Origin of the sequence: Methylophilus rhizosphaerae (genome assembly GCF_900100975.1) — a bacterium.
Classification (GTDB): Bacteria; Pseudomonadota; Gammaproteobacteria; order Burkholderiales; family Methylophilaceae; genus Methylophilus; species Methylophilus rhizosphaerae.
Genome location: NZ_FNFX01000002.1, coordinates 199,043 through 224,125 on the forward strand (window position 1 = coordinate 199,043; position 25,083 = coordinate 224,125).

The 25,083-nt window shown below is 51.1% G+C and carries 24 protein-coding genes; 10 read left to right on the plus strand and 14 right to left on the minus strand.

Annotated elements, in window-relative coordinates; translation table 11 throughout:
- Positions 1–4 precede the first annotated feature (4 nt).
- Entirely contained in the window at positions 5–1,876 is a 1,872-nt protein-coding gene (locus BLP53_RS04745; RefSeq protein WP_091470875.1) for an outer membrane protein assembly factor BamB family protein, read from the minus strand.
- Between the two features lie 358 nt (positions 1,877–2,234).
- Between BLP53_RS04745 and BLP53_RS04750 the strand changes: the two genes are divergently transcribed.
- Positions 2,235–3,338, plus strand: coding sequence for a GntR family transcriptional regulator (locus BLP53_RS04750; RefSeq protein WP_245652632.1), 1,104 nt, complete (start codon positions 2,235–2,237; stop codon positions 3,336–3,338).
- 325 nt (positions 3,339–3,663) lie between these two features.
- Here the strand turns inward: BLP53_RS04750 and BLP53_RS04755 are convergent, their stop codons facing one another.
- From BLP53_RS04755 to BLP53_RS04775, 5 genes are all read right to left on the minus strand, one after another.
- Positions 3,664–4,191 carry a PepSY domain-containing protein gene (locus tag BLP53_RS04755; protein WP_091470880.1) on the minus strand — a complete coding sequence of 176 codons (528 nt, stop codon included), beginning with the start codon at positions 4,189–4,191 and terminating at the stop codon, positions 3,664–3,666.
- A gap of 175 nt (positions 4,192–4,366) precedes the next feature.
- Entirely contained in the window at positions 4,367–5,161 is a 795-nt protein-coding gene (locus BLP53_RS04760) for a thymidylate synthase (RefSeq protein ID WP_091470882.1), read from the minus strand.
- Positions 5,162–5,178: 17 nt separating this feature from the next.
- Positions 5,179–6,612 (minus strand): threonine synthase, encoded by a 1,434-nt coding sequence (gene thrC / locus BLP53_RS04765; protein WP_091470885.1) that lies wholly within the window; start codon positions 6,610–6,612, stop codon positions 5,179–5,181.
- Between the two features lie 15 nt (positions 6,613–6,627).
- Positions 6,628–7,941: a homoserine dehydrogenase gene (locus tag BLP53_RS04770; RefSeq protein WP_091470888.1), complete on the minus strand. Its 1,314-nt coding sequence runs from the start codon at positions 7,939–7,941 to the stop codon at positions 6,628–6,630.
- Between the two features lie 42 nt (positions 7,942–7,983).
- Positions 7,984–9,210, minus strand: coding sequence for a pyridoxal phosphate-dependent aminotransferase (locus tag BLP53_RS04775; RefSeq protein ID WP_091470890.1), 1,227 nt, complete (start codon positions 9,208–9,210; stop codon positions 7,984–7,986).
- Positions 9,211–9,371: 161 nt separating this feature from the next.
- On the opposite strand from BLP53_RS04775, the gene BLP53_RS04780 reads away from it, so the two are divergent.
- Positions 9,372–9,761, plus strand: coding sequence for an Mth938-like domain-containing protein (locus BLP53_RS04780; RefSeq protein ID WP_091470893.1), 390 nt, complete (start codon positions 9,372–9,374; stop codon positions 9,759–9,761).
- A gap of 12 nt (positions 9,762–9,773) precedes the next feature.
- Here BLP53_RS04780 and BLP53_RS04785 read toward each other — a convergent pair whose 3' ends face one another.
- The 3 genes from BLP53_RS04785 to fabA form a co-directional block, all read right to left on the minus strand.
- Positions 9,774–10,322 (minus strand): DUF1439 domain-containing protein, encoded by a 549-nt coding sequence (locus tag BLP53_RS04785; protein WP_245652634.1) that lies wholly within the window; start codon positions 10,320–10,322, stop codon positions 9,774–9,776.
- 123 nt (positions 10,323–10,445) lie between these two features.
- Complete coding sequence (fabB, locus tag BLP53_RS04795) at positions 10,446–11,672, minus strand: beta-ketoacyl-ACP synthase I (protein ID WP_091470900.1); 1,227 nt, start codon at positions 11,670–11,672, stop codon at positions 10,446–10,448.
- A gap of 12 nt (positions 11,673–11,684) precedes the next feature.
- Positions 11,685–12,200 (minus strand): 3-hydroxyacyl-[acyl-carrier-protein] dehydratase FabA, encoded by a 516-nt coding sequence (gene fabA, locus BLP53_RS04800; RefSeq protein WP_091470902.1) that lies wholly within the window; start codon positions 12,198–12,200, stop codon positions 11,685–11,687.
- Positions 12,201–12,464: 264 nt separating this feature from the next.
- Between fabA and BLP53_RS04805 the strand changes: the two genes are divergently transcribed.
- The 7 genes from BLP53_RS04805 to BLP53_RS04835 are packed head-to-tail and all read left to right on the plus strand — an operon-like array spanning position 12,465 to position 19,046.
- Complete coding sequence (locus tag BLP53_RS04805) at positions 12,465–13,481, plus strand: AAA family ATPase (RefSeq protein ID WP_091470905.1); 1,017 nt, start codon at positions 12,465–12,467, stop codon at positions 13,479–13,481.
- 26 nt (positions 13,482–13,507) lie between these two features.
- Positions 13,508–14,365, plus strand: coding sequence for a DUF58 domain-containing protein (locus tag BLP53_RS04810; protein WP_091470907.1), 858 nt, complete (start codon positions 13,508–13,510; stop codon positions 14,363–14,365).
- Positions 14,366–14,377: 12 nt separating this feature from the next.
- Positions 14,378–15,355: a hypothetical protein gene (locus BLP53_RS04815; protein ID WP_091470909.1), complete on the plus strand. Its 978-nt coding sequence runs from the start codon at positions 14,378–14,380 to the stop codon at positions 15,353–15,355.
- Between the two features lie 2 nt (positions 15,356–15,357).
- Entirely contained in the window at positions 15,358–16,344 is a 987-nt protein-coding gene (locus BLP53_RS04820; RefSeq protein WP_091470911.1) for a vWA domain-containing protein, read from the plus strand.
- Positions 16,329–16,868: a hypothetical protein gene (locus BLP53_RS04825; protein WP_091470914.1), complete on the plus strand. Its 540-nt coding sequence runs from the start codon at positions 16,329–16,331 to the stop codon at positions 16,866–16,868. The genes BLP53_RS04820 and BLP53_RS04825 overlap by 16 nt, the downstream gene beginning before the upstream one ends.
- 40 nt (positions 16,869–16,908) lie before the next feature.
- Positions 16,909–17,943, plus strand: coding sequence for a vWA domain-containing protein (locus BLP53_RS04830; protein ID WP_091470916.1), 1,035 nt, complete (start codon positions 16,909–16,911; stop codon positions 17,941–17,943).
- 59 nt (positions 17,944–18,002) lie between these two features.
- On the plus strand, positions 18,003–19,046 hold the full coding sequence (locus BLP53_RS04835) for a vWA domain-containing protein (protein ID WP_091470919.1): 1,044 nt from the start codon (positions 18,003–18,005) through the stop codon (positions 19,044–19,046).
- 8 nt (positions 19,047–19,054) lie between these two features.
- Here the strand turns inward: BLP53_RS04835 and BLP53_RS04840 are convergent, their stop codons facing one another.
- Positions 19,055–19,555, minus strand: coding sequence for a hypothetical protein (locus BLP53_RS04840; protein WP_245652636.1), 501 nt, complete (start codon positions 19,553–19,555; stop codon positions 19,055–19,057).
- A gap of 55 nt (positions 19,556–19,610) precedes the next feature.
- Between BLP53_RS04840 and ygfZ the strand changes: the two genes are divergently transcribed.
- Positions 19,611–20,615: a CAF17-like 4Fe-4S cluster assembly/insertion protein YgfZ gene (gene ygfZ / locus BLP53_RS04845; RefSeq protein ID WP_091470921.1), complete on the plus strand. Its 1,005-nt coding sequence runs from the start codon at positions 19,611–19,613 to the stop codon at positions 20,613–20,615.
- 66 nt (positions 20,616–20,681) lie between these two features.
- Here ygfZ and ftsB read toward each other — a convergent pair whose 3' ends face one another.
- The 4 genes from ftsB to BLP53_RS04865 all read right to left on the minus strand — a co-directional run bounded on the left by ftsB (position 20,682) and on the right by BLP53_RS04865 (position 24,988).
- Entirely contained in the window at positions 20,682–21,062 is a 381-nt protein-coding gene (gene ftsB, locus BLP53_RS04850; protein ID WP_091470924.1) for a cell division protein FtsB, read from the minus strand.
- 27 nt (positions 21,063–21,089) lie between these two features.
- Positions 21,090–22,376, minus strand: coding sequence for a phosphopyruvate hydratase (eno, locus tag BLP53_RS04855; RefSeq protein WP_091470926.1), 1,287 nt, complete (start codon positions 22,374–22,376; stop codon positions 21,090–21,092).
- Positions 22,377–22,505: 129 nt separating this feature from the next.
- Positions 22,506–23,345, minus strand: a complete 840-nt coding sequence (gene kdsA, locus BLP53_RS04860; RefSeq protein WP_091470928.1) for a 3-deoxy-8-phosphooctulonate synthase — start codon at positions 23,343–23,345, stop codon at positions 22,506–22,508.
- An 11-nt stretch (positions 23,346–23,356) separates the two neighbouring features.
- Positions 23,357–24,988 (minus strand): CTP synthase, encoded by a 1,632-nt coding sequence (locus BLP53_RS04865; RefSeq protein ID WP_091470931.1) that lies wholly within the window; start codon positions 24,986–24,988, stop codon positions 23,357–23,359.
- Positions 24,989–25,083 lie beyond the last annotated feature (95 nt).

The window sequence follows — 25,083 nt, forward strand, 5'->3', positions numbered from 1 at the left end:
CGAATTACAGCCCGAAAACGTTCAGTGATCCACCGCCAGGCGCAGCGTTGTACTTGACCAGTTCTTTGTAACCACCGGCAGCCCCCAGTGCGTCTGTCTCTGTGGTCATCCCCAGGTTCATCGCAACGCCAGCCCAGCCCCCGATACCGGAGAAGATACCAACGTATTGTTTACCCTTGTTGCCGTAGGTGAATGCATTACCAATCGCACCGGAGCCCACCTGGAATTTCCACAGTTCCTTGCCGGATTTAGCATCAACCGCCTTGAACCAGCGATCCAGGGTACCGTAGAACACCAAGTCAGAAGCGGTTGTCAGGGCGCCACTCCAGGCAGAGAATTTTTCTTTGTTGTACCAGACTTTTTTGTTGGTCATTGGATCATAAGCACCGAAACCACCCATCACCCCGTCCGGACCAGCAAACATGGTCAGTGTCGCGCCCACCCATGGCTGGCCAGCCACATATTTGGACTCAACTGGCTCGTATGTCATACAAACGTGGTTCAACGGGGAATACATCAGGCCAGTTTTTGGAGAGTAAGCAGCAGGTTGCTGGTCTTTGGTGCCCAACGCAGCCGGGCAGATACCTTTAGCGTTGTAGTCCTGGTGAGTAGAATAACGGCCGTCTTTGCTTGGTACACCTGTTTTCAGGTCTACGTCAGCCGCCCAGTTCACGAATTGGTGTACTTTTTCTGCAGCAATCAAAGTACCTGTGACGGCATTCCATGTGTAAGCGAAACCGTTACGGTCATGGTGCCAGGCATATGTTTTGCCACCTTTGTCGAACAGGATCACTTCATTCACACCGTCGTAGTCCCACTCATCGTGTGGCGTCATTTGCATCGCCCATTTGGCCATCCCGGTATCCAGGTCACGTGCAGTCACGGTCATGGACCATTTGTTGTCACCTGGACGTACGTCCGGGTTCCAGACAGAGGGGTTACCGGCACCATAATAAACCAGATTGGTGCGGGCATCATATGGCCACCAGCCCCATACGGAACCGCCACCATGTTGCCAGCCGTCTTTGATTGCCTGCGGTTTTAACCAGGTACGTGTACCCAGCTCTTTTTCGCCACCCTTGATCTGGTCGGCGGACAAGCGTTTGAAAGAACCACCCTCTTTGTTACCACCGTTCACGTCCTGGTAAACAGACAGTGCGTTATACAATGGATTATCTTTGTTGGTATTGGCGTCGTGCAGTGTTTCTGCATCCGGGCCTGTTGAGTACGCTTTCCATGCTAGGGAGCCATCTTTCAGGTTGTAGGCAGCGATAAAGCAGCGGACGCCGAATTCAGCGCCTGAACAACCGGTCAGTACTTTGTCCTTGATCACGTGTGGCGCGTTAGTGTTTGTTGCACCGACTTTTGGATCCGTGTTTTTCACTTCCCAGATTTTCTTGCCGTCTTTGGCATCCAAGGCAACCAGCATACCGTCATTCTGTTGCAGGAAAATTTTACCGTCTCCAAAACCCAGGCCCCGAGTCACGTTGTCACAGCACAGGACAGCTTGAACGCTTGGATCCTGTTTAGGGAAGTAAGACCAGACGATTTTCTGGTTATCGTTCAGGTCCAGTGCATAGATATTGTTTGGGAAAGCAGAGACCAGGTACATCATGTTGCCAACAACGATAGGTGAGCCTTCATGGCCACGGTTTACACCAGTAGCGAATGACCAGGCCATTTTCAGGTTTTTGATATTGCCTTTATTGATTTTTGCCAGCGTGCTGTAACCCTGGTTATTGTGTTGGCCACGCGGGTGAGCCCAGTTATTAGGGTCTTTCATCGCAGCTTCCTGGTCAGCGGCAGCAAATGCCAGTACTGGCATGGCCATTGCCACGCTTGCAGCAATACCAAAAGCAGTTTTCATTTTGATCATAGTATATCTCCAAAGATAAATCACAAGATTGCAATCTTGAACATAGGGAAAATTGCATTGTGCTTAAGTTATCACTGGTACTAGGATCCCAGAACTTGATGCGGCACATTACATCTGTTTAAGCGAATGTAACTGTAATATAAATAGATCACGGTGACACTCAGCCAGTTTGCGGTTTTATTCATGGGCCAGGCCGGGAGTTTTTCCAATACCTTTATCGAATTGCTTTTTTTTTGTATCATCTGTCCATTGGAGGACATGTCCTAGTGTGACCTTCAGGTAATTGCGCCCTTGCATCAATCGCATGCATCAATAGCGGCGCTTTTTTACTTGATAATAAAAAAGGTAAACACAGGCCGTGCTAAGACCCTGGCATCATTCACTGGTACTGGACAAAAACTCCACATCCTCCATCCATCAACAATTGATCGGGCATTTTCGTCGCATGATTGAAGGTGGTTCATGGCTAGCCGGCAGCGCATTGCCCAGTTCGCGCGACATTGCGCAGCGCCTCCGTATCAACCGCAAGACAGTTTCCCGTGTATATGAAGAATTGTCAGCACAGGGGTTGATTTATACGCAACCCAAACGCGGTACCTTTGTTGCAGAAACAAGGGTGACAACATCTGTTGCGCAAAACGCTTACATGCATCATCAGGAGCCACTGCTGCCGGCACTCAGCATCCAGCACCTGATTCAGAAAACCAGCCTGCACTACACCCGCCGCGCGGCGTTGCATATGCATAAACTGCAGCCTTATGACTATGATGCAACGGGCTTGTTTAGCCTCAGGCATATGCTGGCAAATTTACTGGCACATGAAAGAAGGTTTCTGGTATCTCCGGAGCATATTGCCTGCGGTAGCTGGCTGACGCTACAAAACGCTCTGATCGACAGCCTGCGCCTTGCGGATGAAGGTTTACTGCTGGCAGATCACTCGGTCAGCCAGCCCCTTATAAGAAGCATGAAAAAACAAGGCATGACCGTAATCCAGCTTCCCGCAACCAATGGCAACCAGGCACAAGCCCTGGCAGAACAGGTCGAAAAATATTGCATTAACTACCCCGTTTCAGCACTATGGTGTGATACTTCGGTACTGTTTAGCCGGGAAGATGGAGAATCCGCCCAAATCACCTTTGGCCAGAAATTATCTGATTATGGCTTGCTCTTAATCGATGACCAACGCCACAGATTACCCTTCAGTGACACCATACCGCCGCTATCCAGCCGATATGCCAGAAGCTTTATGCTTGGCAGCTTGTATGGCAGTTTTTGTGATGCATTCAACTTATGCTACCTGACCAGCAATGAAAGCCTTTCAGCAGAATTTCTGGCGGCACTCAATGTGCAGCAACAACATGCATCATTATTGAATATGCTCGCACAAAGCGAACTGATCAAGCGTGGCGAATATAAAAAGCTGATGACAACCATACATCATTTCCTGCAAGAAAACAGTTAGCCGCAATCGGGTTGGTTAATAACAGCCAATCAGCAACCATTTGGCTAATATAAACCGCCAGAAATACAGGAAAAACTCCTATTTACATAAAAATAATGCTTTCCTATCAGGCACTTAAAATTTAGCCTCCTGCTGGCATGTTAAATGCTGCTCTTTTATAGGGGGGTGAACTATCACTAGGACCGGTAAGCACAGAAAATATGCGCTTATCGGGGTAGACGCTCCCTAACCTGCATATTGATCTCATGCAAAAAAGGCACCGCAGATGCGGTGCCTTTTTACTGGGCACTGCCCCGTATTAGAAAATACCGGCAGGCGACCAGAATTACTCTTGGCCGATTTGGTAGATTTCGTGATGTACTTCTACGATTTTACCGGTGCTTGCATCCACTTCGACTTTGATTTCTGTTTTATCTGCCTGCGCAATATCAAACTCATAAGACGCTTTACCATCAGACTCCAGCTCGTACTCGACTTCTACCACTGAACCTGGGTATTTTGCCAGCGCCGTTGCCTTCGCGTCTGCTTCACTCACTTTAGCCAATGCCTTGAACCTGGCTTCATCAGCAGTCACTTCTTCTTCTACTTCAATAATTTTGCCGGTCTGCACATTGCACTCGATATCCCACGCAGTGCCATCTGGGGATTCCACATCAAATTCGTATACCAGGGTTTTGTTTTCGGTTTTGGCTTCCACTTTAACAATCTTGCCATCATGTTTGGACAAGGCGGCTTTTACGCATTTGCCCAGGCTATCATAAGCTTTCGGCTTGATTGCTTCATGGTCAGCAAATGCCTGACCGGATAATACACCGCACAATACGGCAGTGATAAGTGACACTTTTATTTGCATGTTGATCTCCTTGTAGAAAGTCATGATTTAAGATGCAACGCGTGAGCTAGGACTCCCGCATCACTATTCATAACGCCACAGAGAATATCAAAAAGGCAGGAAGCCGGTGGAAATATTACACCCTGTTAACAAAATGGTTAAAAACAACCACTTATAAGCAATTTATGGAGCTGGACTACACAGCAACTGGCGCCCTGATTGCTGGATATGGGTCATAATTTTCCAGCGTAAAGTCTTCAAACCGGAACGCAAAAATATCTTTCACTTCCGGATTAATGCGCATGGTCGGCAATGCGCGTGGTGAACGCGACAACTGCTCCTGTACCTGCTCCATATGATTATTGTAGATATGTGCATCCCCCAGGGTATGCACAAAATCGCCGAGCTGCAAGCCGCAGACTTGAGCCACCATCATGGTCAGCAAGGCGTAAGAAGCAATATTGAATGGTACGCCAAGGAAAATATCTGCGCTACGCTGATAAAGCTGGCAGGAAAGCTTGCCATCGGCCACATAGAACTGGAAGAACGCATGGCAAGGGGGTAGTTTCATCTGGTCCACATCGGCCACATTCCAGGCAGACACAATCAACCGGCGTGAATCCGGTGTGTTTTTGATCTGGTTAATCACCTGCGTAATCTGGTCAATATGCGACCCATCCGGTCTCGGCCAGTTACGCCATTGATAACCATACACCGGGCCCAGGTTGCCTTCGGCATCCGCCCATTCATCCCAGATGCTGACGCCATGCTCTTTCAGGTAAGCAATATTGGTACTGCCCTGCAAGAACCACAGCAACTCATGAATAATAGATTTGAGATGCACCTTTTTGGTGGTCAGTAGAGGAAAGCCTTCTGCCAGGTTAAAGCGCATCTGGTAGCCAAATACGGAAATCGTGCCAGTGCCGGTACGGTCGGTTTTCTGGTGCCCGTGTGCAAGCACATGATTAAGCAGGTCGTGATACTGTTGCATACGCGGGCTCCCGTTATTTAAGTATTGGCGGCAATAAACGCCTTGATGGCGTCAACACTGACATCCATCACGACAGATTTCTGCGGCAAGTTTTCCAGGCCATCCAGACTGGCCGGACGCTCCGGTTTTTCACCCAGCGCCTCGACAATCGCATCTTCAAATTTGGCTGGCAAGGCCGTTTCCAGTACCAGCATGGGTACCTGGGGATTACGTTTTTCCAGCGCCACTTTCAGGCCATCAGCAGTATGCGTGTCTATGGTCACGCCATATTTTTCTTTTGTCGATCGAATTGTTTGCAAGCGGTTGGCATGATTGCTGCTGCCTGAGACAAAACCAAAACTACCGACTTTATCAAACTCACCGCTGGCATTCAGGTCAAATTTGCCGCCATGATCTACCGCAGTCCACAATTCGCGTACTTTGGCACTATCCTGCCCGACCAGGTCGTACACGAAACGCTCGAAATTAGAGGCTTTACTGATATCCATGGAGGGGCTGGAGGTATGGTAAGTATTCGCCGCGCCGCGCGGTGCATACACGCCAGTTTTAAAGAACTCGTCCAGCACATCATTTTCATTGGTCGCAACAATCAGCTGATCCACCGGCAAACCCATCATGCGCGCAATATGGCCGGCACAAATATTGCCAAAATTGCCGCTAGGCACGCTGAAACTGACTTTCTGGCTGTTGTTGCTGGTGACTGCCAGATAACCTTTAAAGTAATACACGATCTGCGCTGCAATGCGGCCCCAGTTGATGGAGTTCACGGCACCGATTTTATATTGTGCCTTGAATGCATGATCATTGGACACGGCCTTCACCATGTCCTGCGCATCATCAAACACGCCTTTCACGGCGATATTGAAAATATTTTCATCCTGCAGGCTGAACATTTGTGCCGTCTGGAAGCGGCTCATTTTCTGGTATGGCGACAACATGAACACACGCACGCCTTTTTTGCCACGCATCGCATATTCAGCCGCAGAACCGGTATCGCCAGAAGTGGCACCCAGAATATTGGTGGTCTGACCGGTTTTTGCCAGGACATATTCAAACAGGTTACCCAGCAACTGCATGGCCATATCTTTAAACGCCAAAGTCGGGCCGTTAGAGAGGCTTAATAGATAGAGATTTTCTTCCAGCTTGAGCGTAGGTGTAATATCCTCGGCGGACTGGCCTGGACGCGCATACTGATATACCTCGGCACGGTATGTCTTGTCGATAATGGCCTTGAGGTCACTATGCGGGATATCACTGTTATCCACCAGGCGAGACAGAATCGCAAACGCCAACTCTCGGTAATTCATACTGCGCATGGCCGTCAGATCAGCATCACTGAATTGCGGATATTGCTCAGGCAGGTACAGGCCACCGTCCGGCGCCAGGCCACCCAGCAGGATTGCACTAAAACTCAAGGCAGGCGATTGCCCGCGGGTACTGATATATTTCATGACGTGTTGACCTAATTAGCGGGACAGGGTTTCCATGCGGATTTTGATTGCAGTACCGGTGATGGCCGGCAATGCTTCAATCCGGGCAATGGCGGCATCCATGGTTTTTTCCTGGGTGATATGCGTCAGGATGACGATATCCGCTTCAACTTCGCCCTCTTGCGGTTCTTTCTGCAGCATGGCATCAATCGAAATCTGCAAGTCAGCCAGAATCTTGGTCACATCAGCCATCACGCCTGGTTTGTCGGACGCATGCAAACGCAGGTAATAAGCGGATTGCACCTCGGCAATCGGCAAGATCGGCAGCACTTGCTGCTGGTCTAATTGATAGCCCAAATAAGCCACGCGCTGCTCGGCTGTGGTACCTTGCAGACGCGCGATATCCACCAAATCTGCGACCACGGCACTCGCAGTCGGTTCAGCGCCAGCACCGGCACCGTAGTATAGGGTTGGCCCGACAGCATCGCCCTTCACCACCACGGCATTCATGGCACCATCAACATTGGCAATCAGGCGTTTTTCCGGAATCAGGGTGGGATGCACACGCAGTTCCACACCCGCCTCAGTTTTCTTGCTGATGCCCAGTAACTTGATGCGGTAACCCAGCTCTTCTGCATACTGGATATCCTTGGTTGTCAGGCTGGTAATACCTTCGGTATACGCCTGCTCAAATTGCACTGGCATACCGAATGCAATGCTGGCCATAATGGTCAGCTTGTGCGCAGCATCGATGCCTTCCACGTCGAAAGTTGGATCGGCTTCAGCATAGCCCAACCGCTGCGCTTCCCTGAGCACATCGGCAAATGCCAGGCCTTTGTCACGCATTTCGGTCAGGATAAAGTTAGTGGTACCGTTGATAATGCCGGCTACCCATTCAATCCTGTTGGCGCTCAGGCCTTCACGCAGGGCCTTGATAATGGGAATGCCACCGGCCACTGCCGCTTCAAAGGCAACAATCACGCCTTTGTCAGCCGCAGCCTTGAAAATCTCGTTACCATGTACCGCCAGCAAGGCCTTGTTGGCGGTCACTACATGCTTGCCGTTGGCAATGGCTTTCAATACCAGCTCTTTGGCTACAGTGTAGCCGCCGATCAACTCGACCACGACATCAACGTCAGGATTATTAACGACGGCAAACGCATCGTCAGTCACCGCGACCTGGCCGCCTGTAACTTGCCTGGCCAGTTCCAGATTACGGTCTGCCACCTGCACAATACTGATTTTGCCACCAATGCGGCGTGCAATATCGGCCTGGTTACGGCTGATCACGGTATATGTGCCGCCGCCAACAGTGCCTATGCCCAACAACCCTACTCTTAATTCTTTCATACTTAATACTCACTATTGATGGCTTGCGTATACGCGCTCACCTTATTTTGAATGTTTCTTTCGATAGCTGTCCAGGTAACGGCCAATACGGGTCATCGCTTCGGTCAGGTCATCGACATTGGGTAAAAATACCACGCGGAAATGGTCAGGTGCTTTCCAGTTAAAGCCGGTGCCTTGCACCAGCAGCACTTTTTCTTCCAGCAACAGATCCAGGATAAACTGCTGGTCGTCCGCAATCGGATACATGTCCGGATCCAGCTTAGGGAACAGGTACATCGCTGCCGCTGGCTTGACACAGGTCACGCCTGGCAGGGCTGTCAGCATGTCATACGCCAGGTCACGCTGTTTGCATAAACGCCCACTAGGCGCAACCAGGTCATTGATACTTTGGTAGCCACCCAATGCGGTCTGGATCGCCAGTTGCCCGGGCACATTGGCGCACAGGCGCATGGAGGCCAACATATTCAGGCCTTCGATATAATCTTTGGCATCTTTCTTTTCGCCGGAAATAATCATCCAACCGGCACGATAACCGCAGGCACGGTAGTTTTTGGACAGGCCGTTAAAAGTCACGAACAGTACATCATCAGCCAGTGAAGCGATGGAAGTATGCGTATTGCCGTCATACAGTACTTTGTCGTAAATCTCGTCAGCAAAAATCACCAGGCCGTGGCACCGCGCAATCTCGATAATACCTTCCAGTGTTTCTTTGGGATACAGCGCACCGGTCGGATTATTCGGGTTGATAATCACAATGCCTTTGGTACTAGCGGTGATTTTGCTCTCGATATCCTGCAGGTCAGGCAACCAGCCAGCCTGTTCATCACAGACATAATGGCGCGCAGAACCACCCGCGAGGTTTACCGCTGCCGTCCATAACGGATAGTCAGGCATAGGTATCAGAACTTCATCGCCGTTATTCAGCAAGCCCTGCATCGCCATCACAATCAGCTCGGACACACCATTACCCACGATAATGTCATCAATGGTCACGTCGGCAATATTTTTCTGCTGGGTGTAATGCATAATGGCTTTGCGCGCGGCAAACAAGCCTTTGGAATCCGTGTACCCGGAGGCCTGGTCCATATTGTGGATCACATCCTGCACAATTTCTTCCGGCGCATTAAAACCAAAAGGCATGGGATTGCCGATATTCAGCTTGATAATGCGTTGCCCGTCTTCTTCCATCTGGCGTGCGCGTTGCAGCACCGGACCACGAATGTCGTAGCAGACGTTACTTAATTTATTTGATTTATTGACTGGCGGCATACTTGTTTAACCAACACATTTAGTGTGCGTTAAGCTCTTAAAAGTAAAACTTTCATTTTACCTGCAAACCCCTGCTTCATCAATGAACTACCTGACCGAAACATGGTCTTGTCCGGTACAATGCACGCTTTATTTTTCAACGCCACAGACGACTCCCGCGCATGAAATTACACCTGCACAAAAGCGACCTGCAATACCAGATTAATGGCGTTGATGCCGAAACGATTACCATCAACTACCAACCCTGTACACAAAGCATCATTGTCAGTGCGGAGGCATTAAGTAGTGACTGGTTCAGCGGGCCATGGGAAACCCTGGATGCCGAGAGACTGGCGGAGATTCTGGCATTCAAGCCTGAAGTGGTGTTACTGGGTACTGGTGACAAACAGCGCTTTATCCATCCCAGGCATATCCAGGTTTTCCTGGAACAAAACATTGCAGTGGAGTGCATGACCACGCCAGCAGCCTGCCGAACATTCAACATCCTGACGGCTGAAGGACGCCATGTGGTCGCGGCGTTATTATTAGAAAAACATCTGGCTGCAGGCTGATGCCGCAATGCATTATTGCGGCTTGAGTTTCACCTGGACTTCATCCGCAGTCAAAAGCAGCGCGGTCGGCTGGTAATGGACACCGGCGTACGTTAAATCTTCAGGCCTCACTTCATACAACACCAACTGGTCCAGCCATTTGCCACCCATTTCTTTAGCGACTTTCTGCAACACTCCGTTCCATTCGCTACTGGCGCCATCCAATTGAAAAGCATCCACCGCAGGCTGGTCCAATATCACGGCATTACGGGATGCATCGAACTTAAGCAATCCAGACAAGCTGGCTGTACCGCTGGCGGTATTTGCCAGCATATCACTGCTGATAATGGCATCCATGGTGGTATGAATCCTGCCCGAAGCCGGATCCAGAGACACCAGTGCATTCGAGAACTGGACATGGAATACGCGCATTACCGTCAATGGTTTTGCCAGTTTCTGGTTTAGTTTCTGCTGGATTTGGGTAGCACTCATGCTGACCGTGCGTTCACCCATCATGGTGGCGCATTGACTTAACAAAGCAGCCAGCATCAATCCTGAAAGTGCGGATTTTAATAAACGCATAAGCCTTATTTCCACCTGCCTGGCTTGCCTGTTCATGGCAGCTGCCGCGGCCATTCAACCAGGAGCCGGATTTGACGAAAAAAGAAAAAGTGTGTTCCGGATAGAAACACACTTTCACCTCAATTAAAGATTTTTGGTAGTCAGTGTCAGTGAGGCGTTGGTGCCGCCAAAACCGAAGCTGTTGGACAAGGCCGTTTGCACACGAGTGGAAGGAATGGCCTGACGCACAATATTCAAGCCTTCTGCGGCAGGATCCAGGTTATCGATATTGGCAGACGCAGCGATAAACCCATGTTGCATCATTAGCAAGGTATAAATCGCTTCATTCACACCAGCTGCACCCAGCGCATGCCCTGACAATGACTTGGTCGAGGCAATCGCCACCCTGTTGTCATCGCCAAATACGGCCCGGATCGCTTCAAGCTCCTTGGTGTCTCCCACCGGCGTACTGGTGCCATGCGTGTTGATGTAATCAATATCATTGATATCCAGGCCCTGCAATGCCTGTTGCATGCAGCGCACAGCACCTTCACCGCTAGGCGCCACCATGTCATAGCCATCAGAAGTCGCACCATAACCCACCACTTCGGCATAAATATGGGCACCGCGGGCTTTGGCATGCTCATATTCTTCCAGCACGACAATACCGCCGCCGCCTGAAATCACAAAGCCGTCCCGGTCTGCATCGTAGGTACGTGACGCTTTATCCGGCGTCTCGTTGTATTTGCTGGACAAGGCGCCCATGGCATCAAACAGGTAGCTCATGGTCCAATGCTCTTCCTCACCACCACCGGCAAACACGATATCCTGCTTATCAAGCTGAATCTGTTCCACACCTGCACCAATACAATGTGCACTGGTAGAACAGGCCGAGCTGATACCATAATTCACACCCTTGATTTTAGCACCTGTGGCCAGGCAGGCAGCGATACCACTACTCATGGTTTTGGTCACCATATAGGGACCAACTCTGCGGATACCCTTTTCTGCCAGCGTATTAGTGCCCTCCAGCATACTTTCGGTAGACGTTCCACCAGCACCAACGATCAGGCCGGTGCGTACATTGGAAATCAGTTCTTCCGGCAGGCTGGCATCGGCAATCGCTTCCTGCATTGCCAGCCAGGCATAGGCATGGCCTTTGGCCATAAAGCGCAACAACTTGCGATCAATCAGCGCCTCAATATCCAGATTCTTGATAGAGCCGGCCACGTGAGAGCGCAAGCCACGCTCGGCATATTCCGGCTGATATGTAATGCCTGAACGGCCTGCTTTCAGGCTGTCCAGTACTTCCTGTTTGTTATTACCGAGACTTGATACGATACCAAATCCTGTAATTACTACCCGACGCATTGCGCCTCCTTACTAGAAATTATCCGTGGTGGTAAACAGCCCCACACGCAAGTCACTGGCATTATAAATCTCACGACCATCGACTTCCATACGTGCGTCCGCGATCCCCATGACCAGCTTGCGCATAATGACACGCTTCAGGTCAATGTGATAACGTACCAGCCTGGCTTTAGGCAATACCTGCCCGGTAAACTTGACTTCGCCGGATCCCAATGCGCGACCGCGGCCCAGGCCGCCTTTCCAGCCAAGGAAAAAACCAACCAGTTGCCACATGGCATCCAGGCCAAGACAGCCTGGCATCACAGGGTCGCCCGTAAAGTGGCATTCAAAAAACCATAAATCAGGTCGAATATCGAGTTCTGCAATAATTTCTCCCTGGCCATATTTGCCACCTTCGTCAGAAATCTTAACGATGCGGTCAAACATCAGCATCGGTGGTAAAGGCAGTTGTGCATTTCCCTCCCCAAACATCTCACCCCGGCCACAGGCCAATAGTTCTTCTTTACTGAAACTGCTTTTCCTAGACATGTAAATTCTAAATTTTTAGTATAAAGCCGCATTTTCGCCGGAAATTGCATTTAGTGAAAGCTTTTTGTCATGGCAAACCTATACAGACCTGTATACTTTTTGATTAAATCTAGGTAATATCCGCTAAATTGTTACGGAATTTTACATATCGGATATCACTAGCCGAGCAAGGATGAAGTGATATTCTGTAGCAAACAGATGATTACCGAATTACAATTCAGTTACAATTTGCCCTCAAAATTACATTACATCAGGAAACCAGGAATGCAAGATCAACAACTAGCCGATTGGCGCACACAGGCGTTAAAACTTGAGTCAGAAGTCAACAAAGTAGTGGTGGGTCAGGAAAACCCGGTGCGCCTGATCACCATTGCCGTTTTTGCGCGTGGCCACGTGCTGCTGGAAGGGGATGTTGGGGTCGGGAAAACCACCTTGCTGCGCGCATTTACCCGTGGTATTGGCGGTGGCTACCAGCGGATCGAGGGCACGATCGACCTGATGCCTAACGACCTGGTCTACCACACTTACCTGGGTGAAGATGGCAAACCGCATGTCAGCCCTGGCCCGTTACTGATGTCCGGCCAGGATTTGTCGATTTTCTTCTTCAATGAAATTAACCGCGCGCGCCCTCAAGTACACTCACTGATGCTGCGTGTGATGGCGGAACGTACACTGACGGCTTTCAACAAGGAGCACTACTTCCCGCACATGCTGGTATTCGCTGACCGTAACCAGGTTGAAAAAGAGGAAACTTTCGATATCCCCTCTGCTGCGCGTGACCGCTTCATGATGGAAATACCGATTGTGGTACCACCGGCACATGACATCATGGAATCGCTGATTTTTGATACCCGTTTCCACGATGTGGATCAACTGATCACCAATGTCGAACAGGATATCCTGAAATTTGACCAGTTGAACAGCTTTGCCAAAGTGATCCAGGAAAATATTTCCGCCAGCCCGGCCCTGCGCAAGTATGCGCTGAATTTATGGCTGGCGACCAAAGACCCCGTGGCCTACGGTATCAAAGTTGCCAACGTCGATATGAAACGCCTGGTACTGTCCGGTGCCAGCCCGCGCGGCATGGGCATGCTGTTGCGTGCCGCCCGCGTCAACGCCTGGTTGCATAACCGTGAGGCCGTGGTGCCTGAAGATATTCACGCCGTGCTGCATGAAACCATCGCACACCGCCTGGTTTTCAGCCCGGTCTACGAGATGCGGCGCACTGAAATCGCACGCGAAATGCTGTCCGGCATTGTCAATGCCGTGACTGCACCTTAAGGCTGGATTGAGCTGGCAACACTGCTATGGATTACATCAAGGAATTCAGCTACCACATCAGCTGGCGTTCACGCTCACGCCGCCCTGGCCGCCATAAAAGCAACCAGCGTGGCATGGGTATGGAGTTTCGCGGGCACACAACCCTGCTCTCCTACCCGGATCCGCGCCGGATTGATATCCGCCAGACCATACGCGACCCGATGGAACAGGTGTATGTGCGCATTTTCAACCAGAAAAGCGCGACGCCGGTATTTGTCCTGTGCGATTTGTCTGGCTCCATGCAATACGGCGTACCGCATACCAAACTGACTACTGCGGCACATATCACGCGCTCGGTGGCACAATCGGCTACCCGCAACGGTGACCCGGTGGCATTTGTCGGTTTTGATGACGAATTGCGCGATGAATGGCTGTCGACTTTATCTGCCAGGCCGCACAGCATGCTGGATCTGGCCGACCGCCTGGAGAATCATTTGCCGAATGAAGTCGGTGCCAGCGCCCTGGTAGACAGCGCCCGCCTGTTACCACGTGAACGGGCGCTGATTTTCATGGTGTCTGATTTCCACATGCCGCTGGCGCAACTGGAAGAGGCTTTGTTGCTGATGCTGCGTCACCATATTGTACCGGTGGTGTTATGGAACAGTACCGAGTACAAAAACCTGCCTGAATTCGGCATCACCAGCATCAATGACCCGGAAACCGGCGAGCGCCGCACGCTGTTCCTGCGTGCCTCCTACAGGCAGCGCATATTCGATACCTTTGCTGCCCGCCGCCAGGCCATTGAAGATCTATTTATGAAATTTGATATGCAGCCATTCTTTGTGGAAGACCAGTTTGACGCAGATTTGCTGTCCGACTATTTCCATCAATACGTGACTGTCTGAGGAAAGCGATTGATGAAAGCGCCCAAACCCTTATTCGCCGGTCTGTTCGTGGCACTGCTTGCTGTGATTACGTTACCAGCCATGGCCGATGTTACTTTGCCGACCATTGATGACAAGTATGTCAGCGTACAGGAAATCAACCCAACCCGCGATGCCGGCTATGTGGTTGGTGACAAACTTGAACGCACCATTATCCTGACAGTGAGAAAGCCTTATGAACTGATTAAGGAATCCTTGCCTATCGTCGGCTATGAGCATCGCTTTCGCGGCCAGGTTTCCGGTATAGAACTGGCCAGCATTGATGCGGAAGAGGAGAAATTTTCCGATCGCAGCGTGCATACCATTCACCTGGTATACCAGGTATTCAAATCCGGCCGTGTCGCCAAACCCGCTGTCCTGCGCGGGGAAATTGTCAAGCTGCGCCTGCCTGGCAAGACAGAAATGCGCCAGTACCGTATTCCTTCGTTTAACTTCAGGATATCCCCTTTATCGGTCTACGGGGAAGTCAACCTGAAAAACGAGTTGAGCCCGTTTATTCCGCCCTTTACGATCAGCACGACCAGGGAGCAGCAGGTATTCAAGATCGCTGCTGGCGTACTGGCCCTAAGCCTGCTGGGATTGCTCTACATTCTGGGCGCCCGCACCTGGTTGCCACGCATGGGGGGTGCATTTGCCAAAGCTTACCGCAAAATCGGCAAACTGCCGGATAATGAACAAGGTTCGCAGCAAGCCATTGAAATGGTTCACCAGGCACTCCAGCAAGTGGCCGGGCACAGCGTATTTGGCAACAACGTAGAACGCTTCCTGCAGGAAAAACCGGCTTATCAGGCCGCAAGACCTGAAATTGAGCGATTTTTCAACCTTTCCCGCCAGGTGTTTTTTGACGCCAAAACCCCATTGGACCTGGGAATGCCCACCAGAGACTGGTTGAGAAAATTCTGTCGTCATATGCGTGATTGCGAACGCGGCCTGACCCCAGAGGTGAAATAACAATGGCTTTTAACCATCCCTGGATATTATGGGCGATTCCACTGGCCCTGCTGCCACTATTGTTGGAACGCTCGCATAGCAAGCATTACTCATGGGTAGGTTTGCTGCCGCCTGACCCGCTTTCCAGCCTGATCGGTTTATTGCTGAAGATGCTGGCCGCCATCAGCATCCTGTTCGTGATCCTTGGCCTGGCAGGTCCGCACACGCTTGAACAACAGGTACAGCGTACCGGCATAGGCGCCCAGATCGGCCTGGTGCTGGACCGCAGCGCCAGTATGGATGACCCGTTCGTCGGGGATAAGGACGGACATATTGGCGAAACCAAATCGGTGGCCGCCGCCCGTATTCTTACCCACTTCGTTCAAGGCCGCCGCAATGACATGATGGGCGTGATCACCTTCAGCAATTCCGCCATGTATGTGTTGCCGTTGACCGAAAATAAAGACGCATTACTGTCCGCCATCCAGGCAACCGCAGGCAACTCGTTGTTCCAAACCAATATCGGGGGGGGGCTGACCAGCGCTGTAGAGCTGTTTAAAAACGTACCGGATTCCGGTTCACGCGCCATCATCCTGATTTCGGATGGTGCAGGCCGGGTCAGCGAACTGGTACAACAGAAATTACGCGACTGGCTGCAACGCTACAACATCGGCTTGTACTGGATTGTGTTGCACCAGCCAGGCGGTGTGACTATTTTTGACCCTAAATACGCAGAGAGCAGTTATACCGGCCCCATGCCGGCTGAAGTGTTGCTGTACCAATATTTCCAGACTTTGCGCACGCCCTTCAGTGCCTACGAGGCCTCAGACCCGAAATCCCTGGAAGCAGCAATTGCCGATATCAACAGCAAGGAAAAAAAACCGATTCAATATATGGAAAAAATCCCCGGCCACGACTACACCAATGTGTGTTACTGGATTGCAATCGCCATGATTGTCATCCTGCTGGCAGTTAAATATCTGGAGATCAACACATGGCGCTCAGCGTAAACAAACTGGTCATTGGCCTGGTCATGGTAGCCGCAGTTGCATCCGCGACCATGGCTTATACCTGGCAGCGGATCGGGCAGGTGAAAGCATTCAATGAAGCAGTGACTTCTGGCAGGACACCGCAAACAGAGAGGCAAAGCTTTGAGGCAAAATATGCCGTGGCCTACTGGCTGGCAAAAAACGAACGCTACAAGGAAGCCACCCTGTTATTTGCCAAACTGATTGATGGGAGTACACCCGTGCAACGGGCGGCTATTTTGCATAACATCGGCAATATGTTCTTCCTGAAAGCCATCCAGCTCACCGGCGGCAACGACAACAGCACACGTGATGAAATGGAATACCTGCTGACGCAGGCCATGTCTTCCTATAAAAATGCGATGAAAACCGATAATTCTTATTGGGGCACCCGCCGCAACTATGACCGTGTGATTAGCCTGCTACCGGAAAAACCAACCCCGGGCGTGAGTGAGTCAGAGAACCCTGGTCTGATTATGGGTAATATCCCCAATGGATTGCCTTAATAACATGGTGCCCGCTGCCCTTATTTAATCCATTGTACATATGAATAATTCCTGGCTCAGACGTTTTATCAAACACCGCGACTCCACGCTGCTCGTGCTGGCGCTACTCCTGCTGCTGGGCGCTATTTTGCGCCCAGCTATTCCGTTCAGGCACAATATTTATACCTATTTCCTGATTGCGGATATCTCACAAAGCATGAATGCCTCGGACATGACCCTGCATGGTAAAAAAGTCACACGCATGGCTTATATGCAGAATATGATGCATGAAGTAGTCTCTGCCCTACCCTGCGATACCAAAGTCAGCATAGGCCTGTTTGCCGGTAACTCCGTCGCCGCCATGTACGCCCCGATCGAAGTTTGTAAAAACTTTGCGGCCATCCAGAGTACCATTGACCATCTGGACTGGCGCATGGCCTGGGCCGGCAACAGCCGTTTTCGTGAAAGCCTGTTTGTCACTGCCAAAGTGGTACGTGATATGCCTGAGCCTGCGCAAGTGGTTTATTTTACCGATGGTGAAGAAGCTCCTAAATTACACGTATTCAACACCAAGAATCTGGAAGACTTTCAAGGTGGTGATGACTGGATTTTTGTCGGCCTGGGGAGCGAAGAAGGCGTAGCGATTCCCAAACTGAGTGAAGACAACCAGGTCATCGGTTACTGGTCGAACGAAAGTTTTGCCATGCAGCCAGGCATTGCGCAAATCTCCGAAAGCACCATGGGTGTGAGGGATGATAATGTCGCGGTAGGCGAACATGACCGCTTTATGTCCAAGCGTGCCTCGGAATATATGGAAGAGGTTGCCAAGGAAATCGGTGCCAAATATATCAATGGAGATAGCAGTTACACCGTATTGCGGGCCATGAAAGAGCAAAAACCTGCGCGGCGTGATATTGCGCCCCTACCGCTGGATTGGCTACTCGCCACCCTGGCCGGCGTATGTATCCTGGGGATCTATGCCAGCCGCCATCCTTTCCGCCAGGTCAGGCAGAATCTCAAGGTTTACCGGCAAGACATTAAATCCAGATTCTTCACCCGCAGCGAAGCCGTGGCACACGATAACCACTTCCAGTAGCAGCGGCCTCCCGCTATTTCCCCTGAAAATCCAGGTCAGCAAGGCAGGTAAACAGAACCATGACCACCAGAAAACAGGGGGAATACCTTCGCCTGCAGCACCGTGACACCGGCTTGCTGCTACTGGCCCTGCTCTGCCTGCTGTGTGCTGTTATATTTCCCAGTATCCCGGTCAAGCGCCATGTCCATACCTATTTCCTGATTGCCGACGTTACCCAAAGCATGAACGCCATGGACATGGCATTGAACAACCGCCCGGCCAGCCGCCTGGAATACACCAAGCGCATGATGCATGACATGATTGCCCAGTTGCCCTGCCATACCCGGCTGGGTATCGGCGTATTTGCCGGAAGCACGGTCACTGCCTTGTACACGCCGGTAACAGTTTGCCAGAATTTTTCTGTTATTTACGACACCATTGAACACCTGGACTGGCGCATGGCCTGGAGTGGCAATAGCCAGCTAAGGGAAAGCCTGGTCAGTACCGCACAAGTCTTACGCCAGATGCCAGGTGCCACCAGCGTCGTCTATTTTACCGACGGCGAGGAAGCGCCATTACTGCACGCCTACAATACCTATGACCTCAGGGATTTCAAACCAGGGAGCGGCTGGTTCTTTGTCGGTATAGGCTCAGACAAAGGGACTGCCGTGCCTAAGCTGACAGAAGACAACCAGGTCATTGGTTACTGGTCGAATGAAAGTTTTGCCGTACATCCTAATGCTGCACAAGCCTCGGTCAGCAAGCAGAATAGTGAACGCAGCAATGAAGTCGCGACTTCTGATTACGACAGGTTCATTTCCAGGCGTGGCTCCCGCTACCTGCAAACGCTGGCCAGGGAAATCGGCGCACAGTATATTGATGGTGATCACACAGATGAGGTGTTGCAAACAATACAGCAGCACAACTCTCCCCGCTATGAAACCTCACGCTTTGCGATTGACTGGATATTCGCCACACTGGCAGGCATATGCCTGTTAGCCACATGTATCCATCGTACCTCTCTGCGCGATATGCAGTACACGCTGAAACGCTATCGCAAACAAGTGAAAACCAGACTCTTTGCACATAGTGATGTAATTGCCCACGAAAACCACTTCCAATAAATACGAATTTATTCGCGCAATCCCCATTTCAGCCAGACGCGTAACGCACGCTGCGAAGCGGCATCCGTATGATCGAACAGAACAAGTAAACGTGTCGGGCGCAAGCATCGCCATATCCAAGGGGCGACTTCATTTCCATGGTCTGTTGCCACTGCCGCGTGCAGCTCAAGATAAGCAATATGCAATACGAGGCAACCGTAATGCACCACGCTGTCCGGCAACACCTGGACATGCCAGCTCTGCCCAAGGGCATTACTGACGGACATCTGCCCGAATACATCCACGCGTAGTGCCTGCACACTGAATCGCCAGCGCGTCGCCAGCAACTGTGTCCATTGCCATGCACAGGCAATCGCATAGAGGCATGTAAGCCCGCTGGCCCAGGCCACAGGCAGGCATAGCCAGAGGCAAATCAGCACGGCAATTGAAAATAGCAGCCACCATCCCCATAAAAATCTGGAAGGATGAAAGCGCAGCATGATTTCACTTGGTAAAATGGTTCTTTTCATCACGTTTGTATACGGTGGCTGATCGCATATCACTCACCAAACAGGAAGGTCGTATATGTCCAGCGTTGCATGGCAACAATTTTTAATCTCCCAAGGCGCCCAATTCAATCCACTGCTGGAGGCTACCTTTGCTTTACCGGAAACGCCGGCACCCGCACAATTATTTGACCTGTCCACCAATGGCCTGATTGCCGTCAGTGGCGACGATGCACAGACTTTCCTGCAGGGTCAACTGACCAATGATATCAAGCAACTCGGCCAGGCAGCGCAATTCACTGGCTACTGTACGGCAAAAGGCCGTTTGCTGGCACTGTTTTATGCATTTAGTATCAACAACATTATTTACCTGCAGTGCTCTCGCACACTGGTTCCAGACCTGGTCAAACGCTTGCGCATGTTTGTCCTGCGCAGCAAAGTAGTGGTGGAAGATGTCAGCGAGCAATTCGTGATGCTGGGACTGGCCAGTGCTGATTCGGCCACACCGATACAGCACCTGCCGCTGCATCCGCATCAGGGCAGCCAGACGCCCCTCGGCACCGTGATCCGCCTGGCAGACAGTCACGGCAAACAGCGTGCACAATTAATCATCCAGGCAGGACAAGCCGAACAGGCATGGCAAACCCTGTCTGCAACCTTCAGCCCTGCCAGCACCAGCCAATGGGAAGCACTGGAGATTCAGGCCGGTATTCCGCAGGTATATCCAGCCACGCGTGAGCAATTCGTACCGCAAATGGTCAACCTGGATGCCCTGGATGGCATCAATTTCAAAAAAGGTTGTTACACCGGCCAGGAAATTGTCGCGCGCACCCATTATCTGGGCAAAGTGAAACGCCGCACATTACTGGCAACATTGCCTGAGACAACCGCCACTCCCCAGGCGGGCGATAGCCTGCAGGATGCACAACAACAGGAAGCCGGCCAATTAGTGCGCGTGGCACCTAACCAGCAGGGTGGCTGGTGGGTCTTGGCAGAATGCAGGCTGGAAGCCCAGCAGGCTGGCAGTATTTTCTGGCAGGAATACGCCTTAGCTTTTGCAGACCTGCCCTACCTGTTGCCTTAGGCGACTTTCAGTGCGTAAAAAAATGGCGCATCAAGCGCCATTTTTTATCACTCATGTGCTCGAGCCTTACTGGGCAGGCGGTATGACCGGTACAGTACCAGCGACAGCAGGATTTGCCGTCTCTTTCGATGAAATATTATTGACCACACCACCGGGCATTGCAGGGTTAGGGTTCTTGCGCTGAATCACCTGGTAAAACACTTCATCCTGCTTGATCATGCCCAACTCACTGCGGGCACGCTCTTCAATTGCTGACTGGCCTTGTTTTAAATCACGCACCTCGGCACGCAATGTTTCATTACGCTGGCGGTAATAGTCATTGCGCTTTTCATGCGCCTCAATCTGCTGTGAATATTGCCAGACACGTGACCAACTACCTTTGCCCAGCCACAACGGATATTGCAGCAGGGCAATCAGGACAATGAAGATCACAGTCAGTTTACGCACATTATCCCAGCCAGTGAAGTGAGTAAATTACTTGAATAACTGGTAGAACGCAGACAAGCCAGCATAGCTGGTTGCATCACCCAATTCTTCTTCAATGCGCAGCAACTGGTTGTATTTGGCTACACGCTCTGAACGGCACAGGGAGCCAGTCTTGATTTGCAGCGCATTGGTTGCCACAGAGATATCCGCAATCGTGGTATCTTCCGTTTCGCCGGAACGATGTGAAACAACGGCAGTGTAGTTCGCACGCTTGGCCATTTCGATCGTCTGGAAAGTCTCAGTCAGGGTACCGATCTGGTTGACTTTGATCAGCACAGAGTTGGCTGCACCTTTCTGGATGCCTTCACGCAGGATTTTCGGATTGGTCACAAACAGGTCGTCGCCTACCAACTGCGTGGTTTTACCCAGCTGTTTGGTCAACAGGTCCCAGCCATCCCAGTCGAACTCGCTCATGCCGTCTTCAATGGTGATGATCGGGTACTTACTTGCCAGGGTCGCCAGGTAGTTACCAAACTCGGCAGAGGTCAGTGACGCGCCTTCTGATTCCAGATGGTATTTGCCATCTTTGTAGAATTCGGTACTTGCGCAATCCAGGCCCAGGTAGATATCTTTACCTGGCTCGTAACCGGCAGCTTCAATCGATTCCATAATCAATTGCAATGCGGATTCGTTGGATGGCAGGTTAGGCGCAAAACCGCCTTCGTCACCAACGGTCGTTGCCAGGCCTTTGGCATGCAGGGTTTTCTTCAGAGCATGGAAAACTTCAGCACCGGCACGCAATGCCTCGCGGAACGTTGGCAGGCCAGCCGGCACAATCATGAATTCCTGGATATCGACAGAATTATCCGCATGTGCACCACCGTTGATGATATTCATCATCGGTGTAGGCAATTGCATGAAGGCGGAACCACCCAGGTAGCGATACAGCGGCAAACCGCTTTCTTCAGCCGCAGCACGGGCACAGGCCATAGAGACACCCAGGATCGCATTGGCGCCCAGACGGTCTTTATTATCCGTACCATCCAGCTCAATCAGCGTCTTGTCGATAAAACTTTGCTCTTCGGCATCCAGGCCAATAATGGCCTCCGTAATTTCGGTATTCACGTTCTCAACGGCGGTCAATACGCCTTTGCCCAGGTAACGGCTTTTATCGCCGTCGCGCAGTTCTACCGCCTCTTTAGTGCCGGTGGATGCGCCTGACGGGACTGCGGCACGGCCAATAACACCACTTTCCAGCAACACATCAACCTCAACGGTAGGGTTGCCACGAGAATCCATGATCTCGCGGGCGATAATATCTACAATTGCGCTCATTTATTTTCCTTTTAAAAGTCAAATTCAAAAACGTTTTTAACCGCCGATTAACGCGGATCAACGCAGATAACTGTGTTTTTATAGATCGGCGTTTATCTGCGTGTATCGGCGGTGGAAAGAATTTAGTTTTTACAATGTTTGTTCTGCAAACCCGGCTTTTTTCACCAGTTTGTCCAGATCGACCAGCAAATGCAGCAAATCTTCCATTTTGCCTAATGGCCAGGCATTCGGGCCATCGGATAAAGCCTGGCTCGGGTCAGGATGGGTTTCCATAAATACCCCGGCGATACCACTGGCCACTGCGGCACGTGCCAGCACAGGCACAAATTCGCGCTGGCCACCGCTTTTCTCGCCCTGGCCACCCGGTTGCTGTACCGAATGCGTGGCATCAAACACCACCGGGCAATTGGTTTCACGCATAATCGCCAGGCCACGCATATCAGACACCAGCGTGTTGTATCCAAAAGATGCCCCACGTTCGCAGACCATGATATTGTCTGCACCACCATTGGCTTCCTTGGCTTTGTTCACCACCTGTTTCATATCGCCAGGGGCCAGGAATTGGCCTTTTTTGATATTCACCGGTTTACCGGATTTGGCGCACGCGACGATAAAATCGGTCTGGCGGCACAAGAAGGCCGGCGTTTGCAGCACGTCTACCACCGCGGCCACATGCGGCACCTGCTCTTCGGTATGCACATCGGTCAGGATAGGCACGCCAATTTGTGCGCGGACGTCATCCAGGATTTTCAGCCCCTCTTCCATCCCAAAACCACGGAAGGTCTTGGTGGAGCTGCGGTTGGCCTTGTCATAAGACGATTTATAAATAAACGGCACGCCTACGCGTGCTGCCATTTCTTTCAACTGGCCCGCGGTATCGATCGCCATTTGCTTGGATTCGATCACACATGGACCGGCAATCAAAAATAATGGATGTTCGATCCCAACGTCAAAACCACATAATTTCATGATGATTCCTCTTAACCTTTGTTCTTTTGTGCCAGTGCTGCTTGCACATAGGCTTTGAACAACGGGTGGCCGTATCTTGGATTGGAGGTGAATTCCGGGTGGAACTGACAGGCGACAAACCATGGATGCTCGGTCTGCGGTAATTCAATCATTTCACACAGTTCTTCACGTGGCGTACGTGCGGAAACCACCAGGCCCGCCGCTTTCAACTGCTCCACATAATGGTTATTGACTTCATAGCGGTGACGGTGACGCTCGTTCACTTCGCTGCCATAGATGCTCGCCGCAATCGTATTTGGCTCAATGGGTGAGCTTTGTGCACCCAGGCGCATGGTGCCGCCCAAGTCTGAGTTTTCATCACGTTTTTCGATATTGCCGGAAGCATCCTGCCACTCATCAATCAAACCAATCAGTTGGTGCTGTGCATTCGGGTTGAATTCGGTACTGTTGGCATCTTTCAGGCCAGCCACGTTACGCGCAAACTCAATCACAGCCAGTTGCATGCCCAGGCAAATACCCAGATAAGGTACTTTATTCTCACGTGCATAACGGATCGCAGCGATCTTGCCTTCGGTACCACGTACGCCAAACCCGCCAGGAATCAGGATCGCGTCCATATTCTTGAGCGCATCGGTGCCGGACTTTTCAATATCCTCACTGTCAATATAATGGATTTTGACCTTGGATTCGGTATGGATACCGGCGTGAATCAGGGCTTCAGTCAGGGATTTATAGGACTCGGTCAGGTCTACATATTTACCAACGAAGGCGATATCAACATGATGTTTAGGATTGGCCACCGCATGGGTGATTTTCTGCCAGGCAGACAGGTCAGCCGCTTTCGCCAGGATATTCAGTTTATGGCAGACGATCTCGTCCAGCATTTGCGCATGCAGCAAGCCGGGGATTTTGTAAATGGAATCGCTGTCGATGGCAGTAATCACTGCCTCGTAAGCCACGTTGGTGAACAAGGCGATCTTGCGTTTTTCGTCTTCCGGGACTTCGCGCTCGGCACGGCACATCAGGATATCCGGCTGGATACCGATTTCGCGTAACTCCTTGACCGAGTGCTGGGTGGGTTTGGTTTTGAGTTCGCCTGCGGTAGGAATCCAGGGCAGCAGGGTCAAATGGATATAACAGGCGTTATTCCTGCCCTCTTCAATGCCCATCTGCCGGATCGCTTCCAGGAAAGGCAGGGATTCAATGTCACCCACCGTGCCGCCGACTTCTACAATCGCCACGTCCGCGCCTTCAGCGCCACGTTTGATATGGCATTTAATTTCATCCGTAATATGTGGAATCACCTGCACGGTTTTACCGAGGTATTCGCCACGGCGTTCTTTTTTAATCACCGTCTCGTAAATCTGGCCGGTGGTAAAGTTATTGCGCTTGGACATCTTGCTGCTGATAAAGCGCTCGTAATGCCCGAGGTCGAGGTCGGTTTCCGCGCCATCATCGGTCACAAACACCTCCCCATGCTGGAATGGCGACATGGTGCCGGGGTCAACGTTGATATACGGGTCAAGCTTGAGCATGGTTACTTTAATGCCACGCGATTCGAGGATAGCGCCAAGGCTGGCTGCTGCGATACCTTTTCCAAGAGAAGAAACTACACCGCCGGTTACGAATACATATTTGGTCATGGATGAGGTACTTTGAGATTGTTACAGACGGGAGAACATTTTACCGTAAAGCCCCCTCGCCCACAATGAAGGAGAAGGATAAAATCTCGCACTGA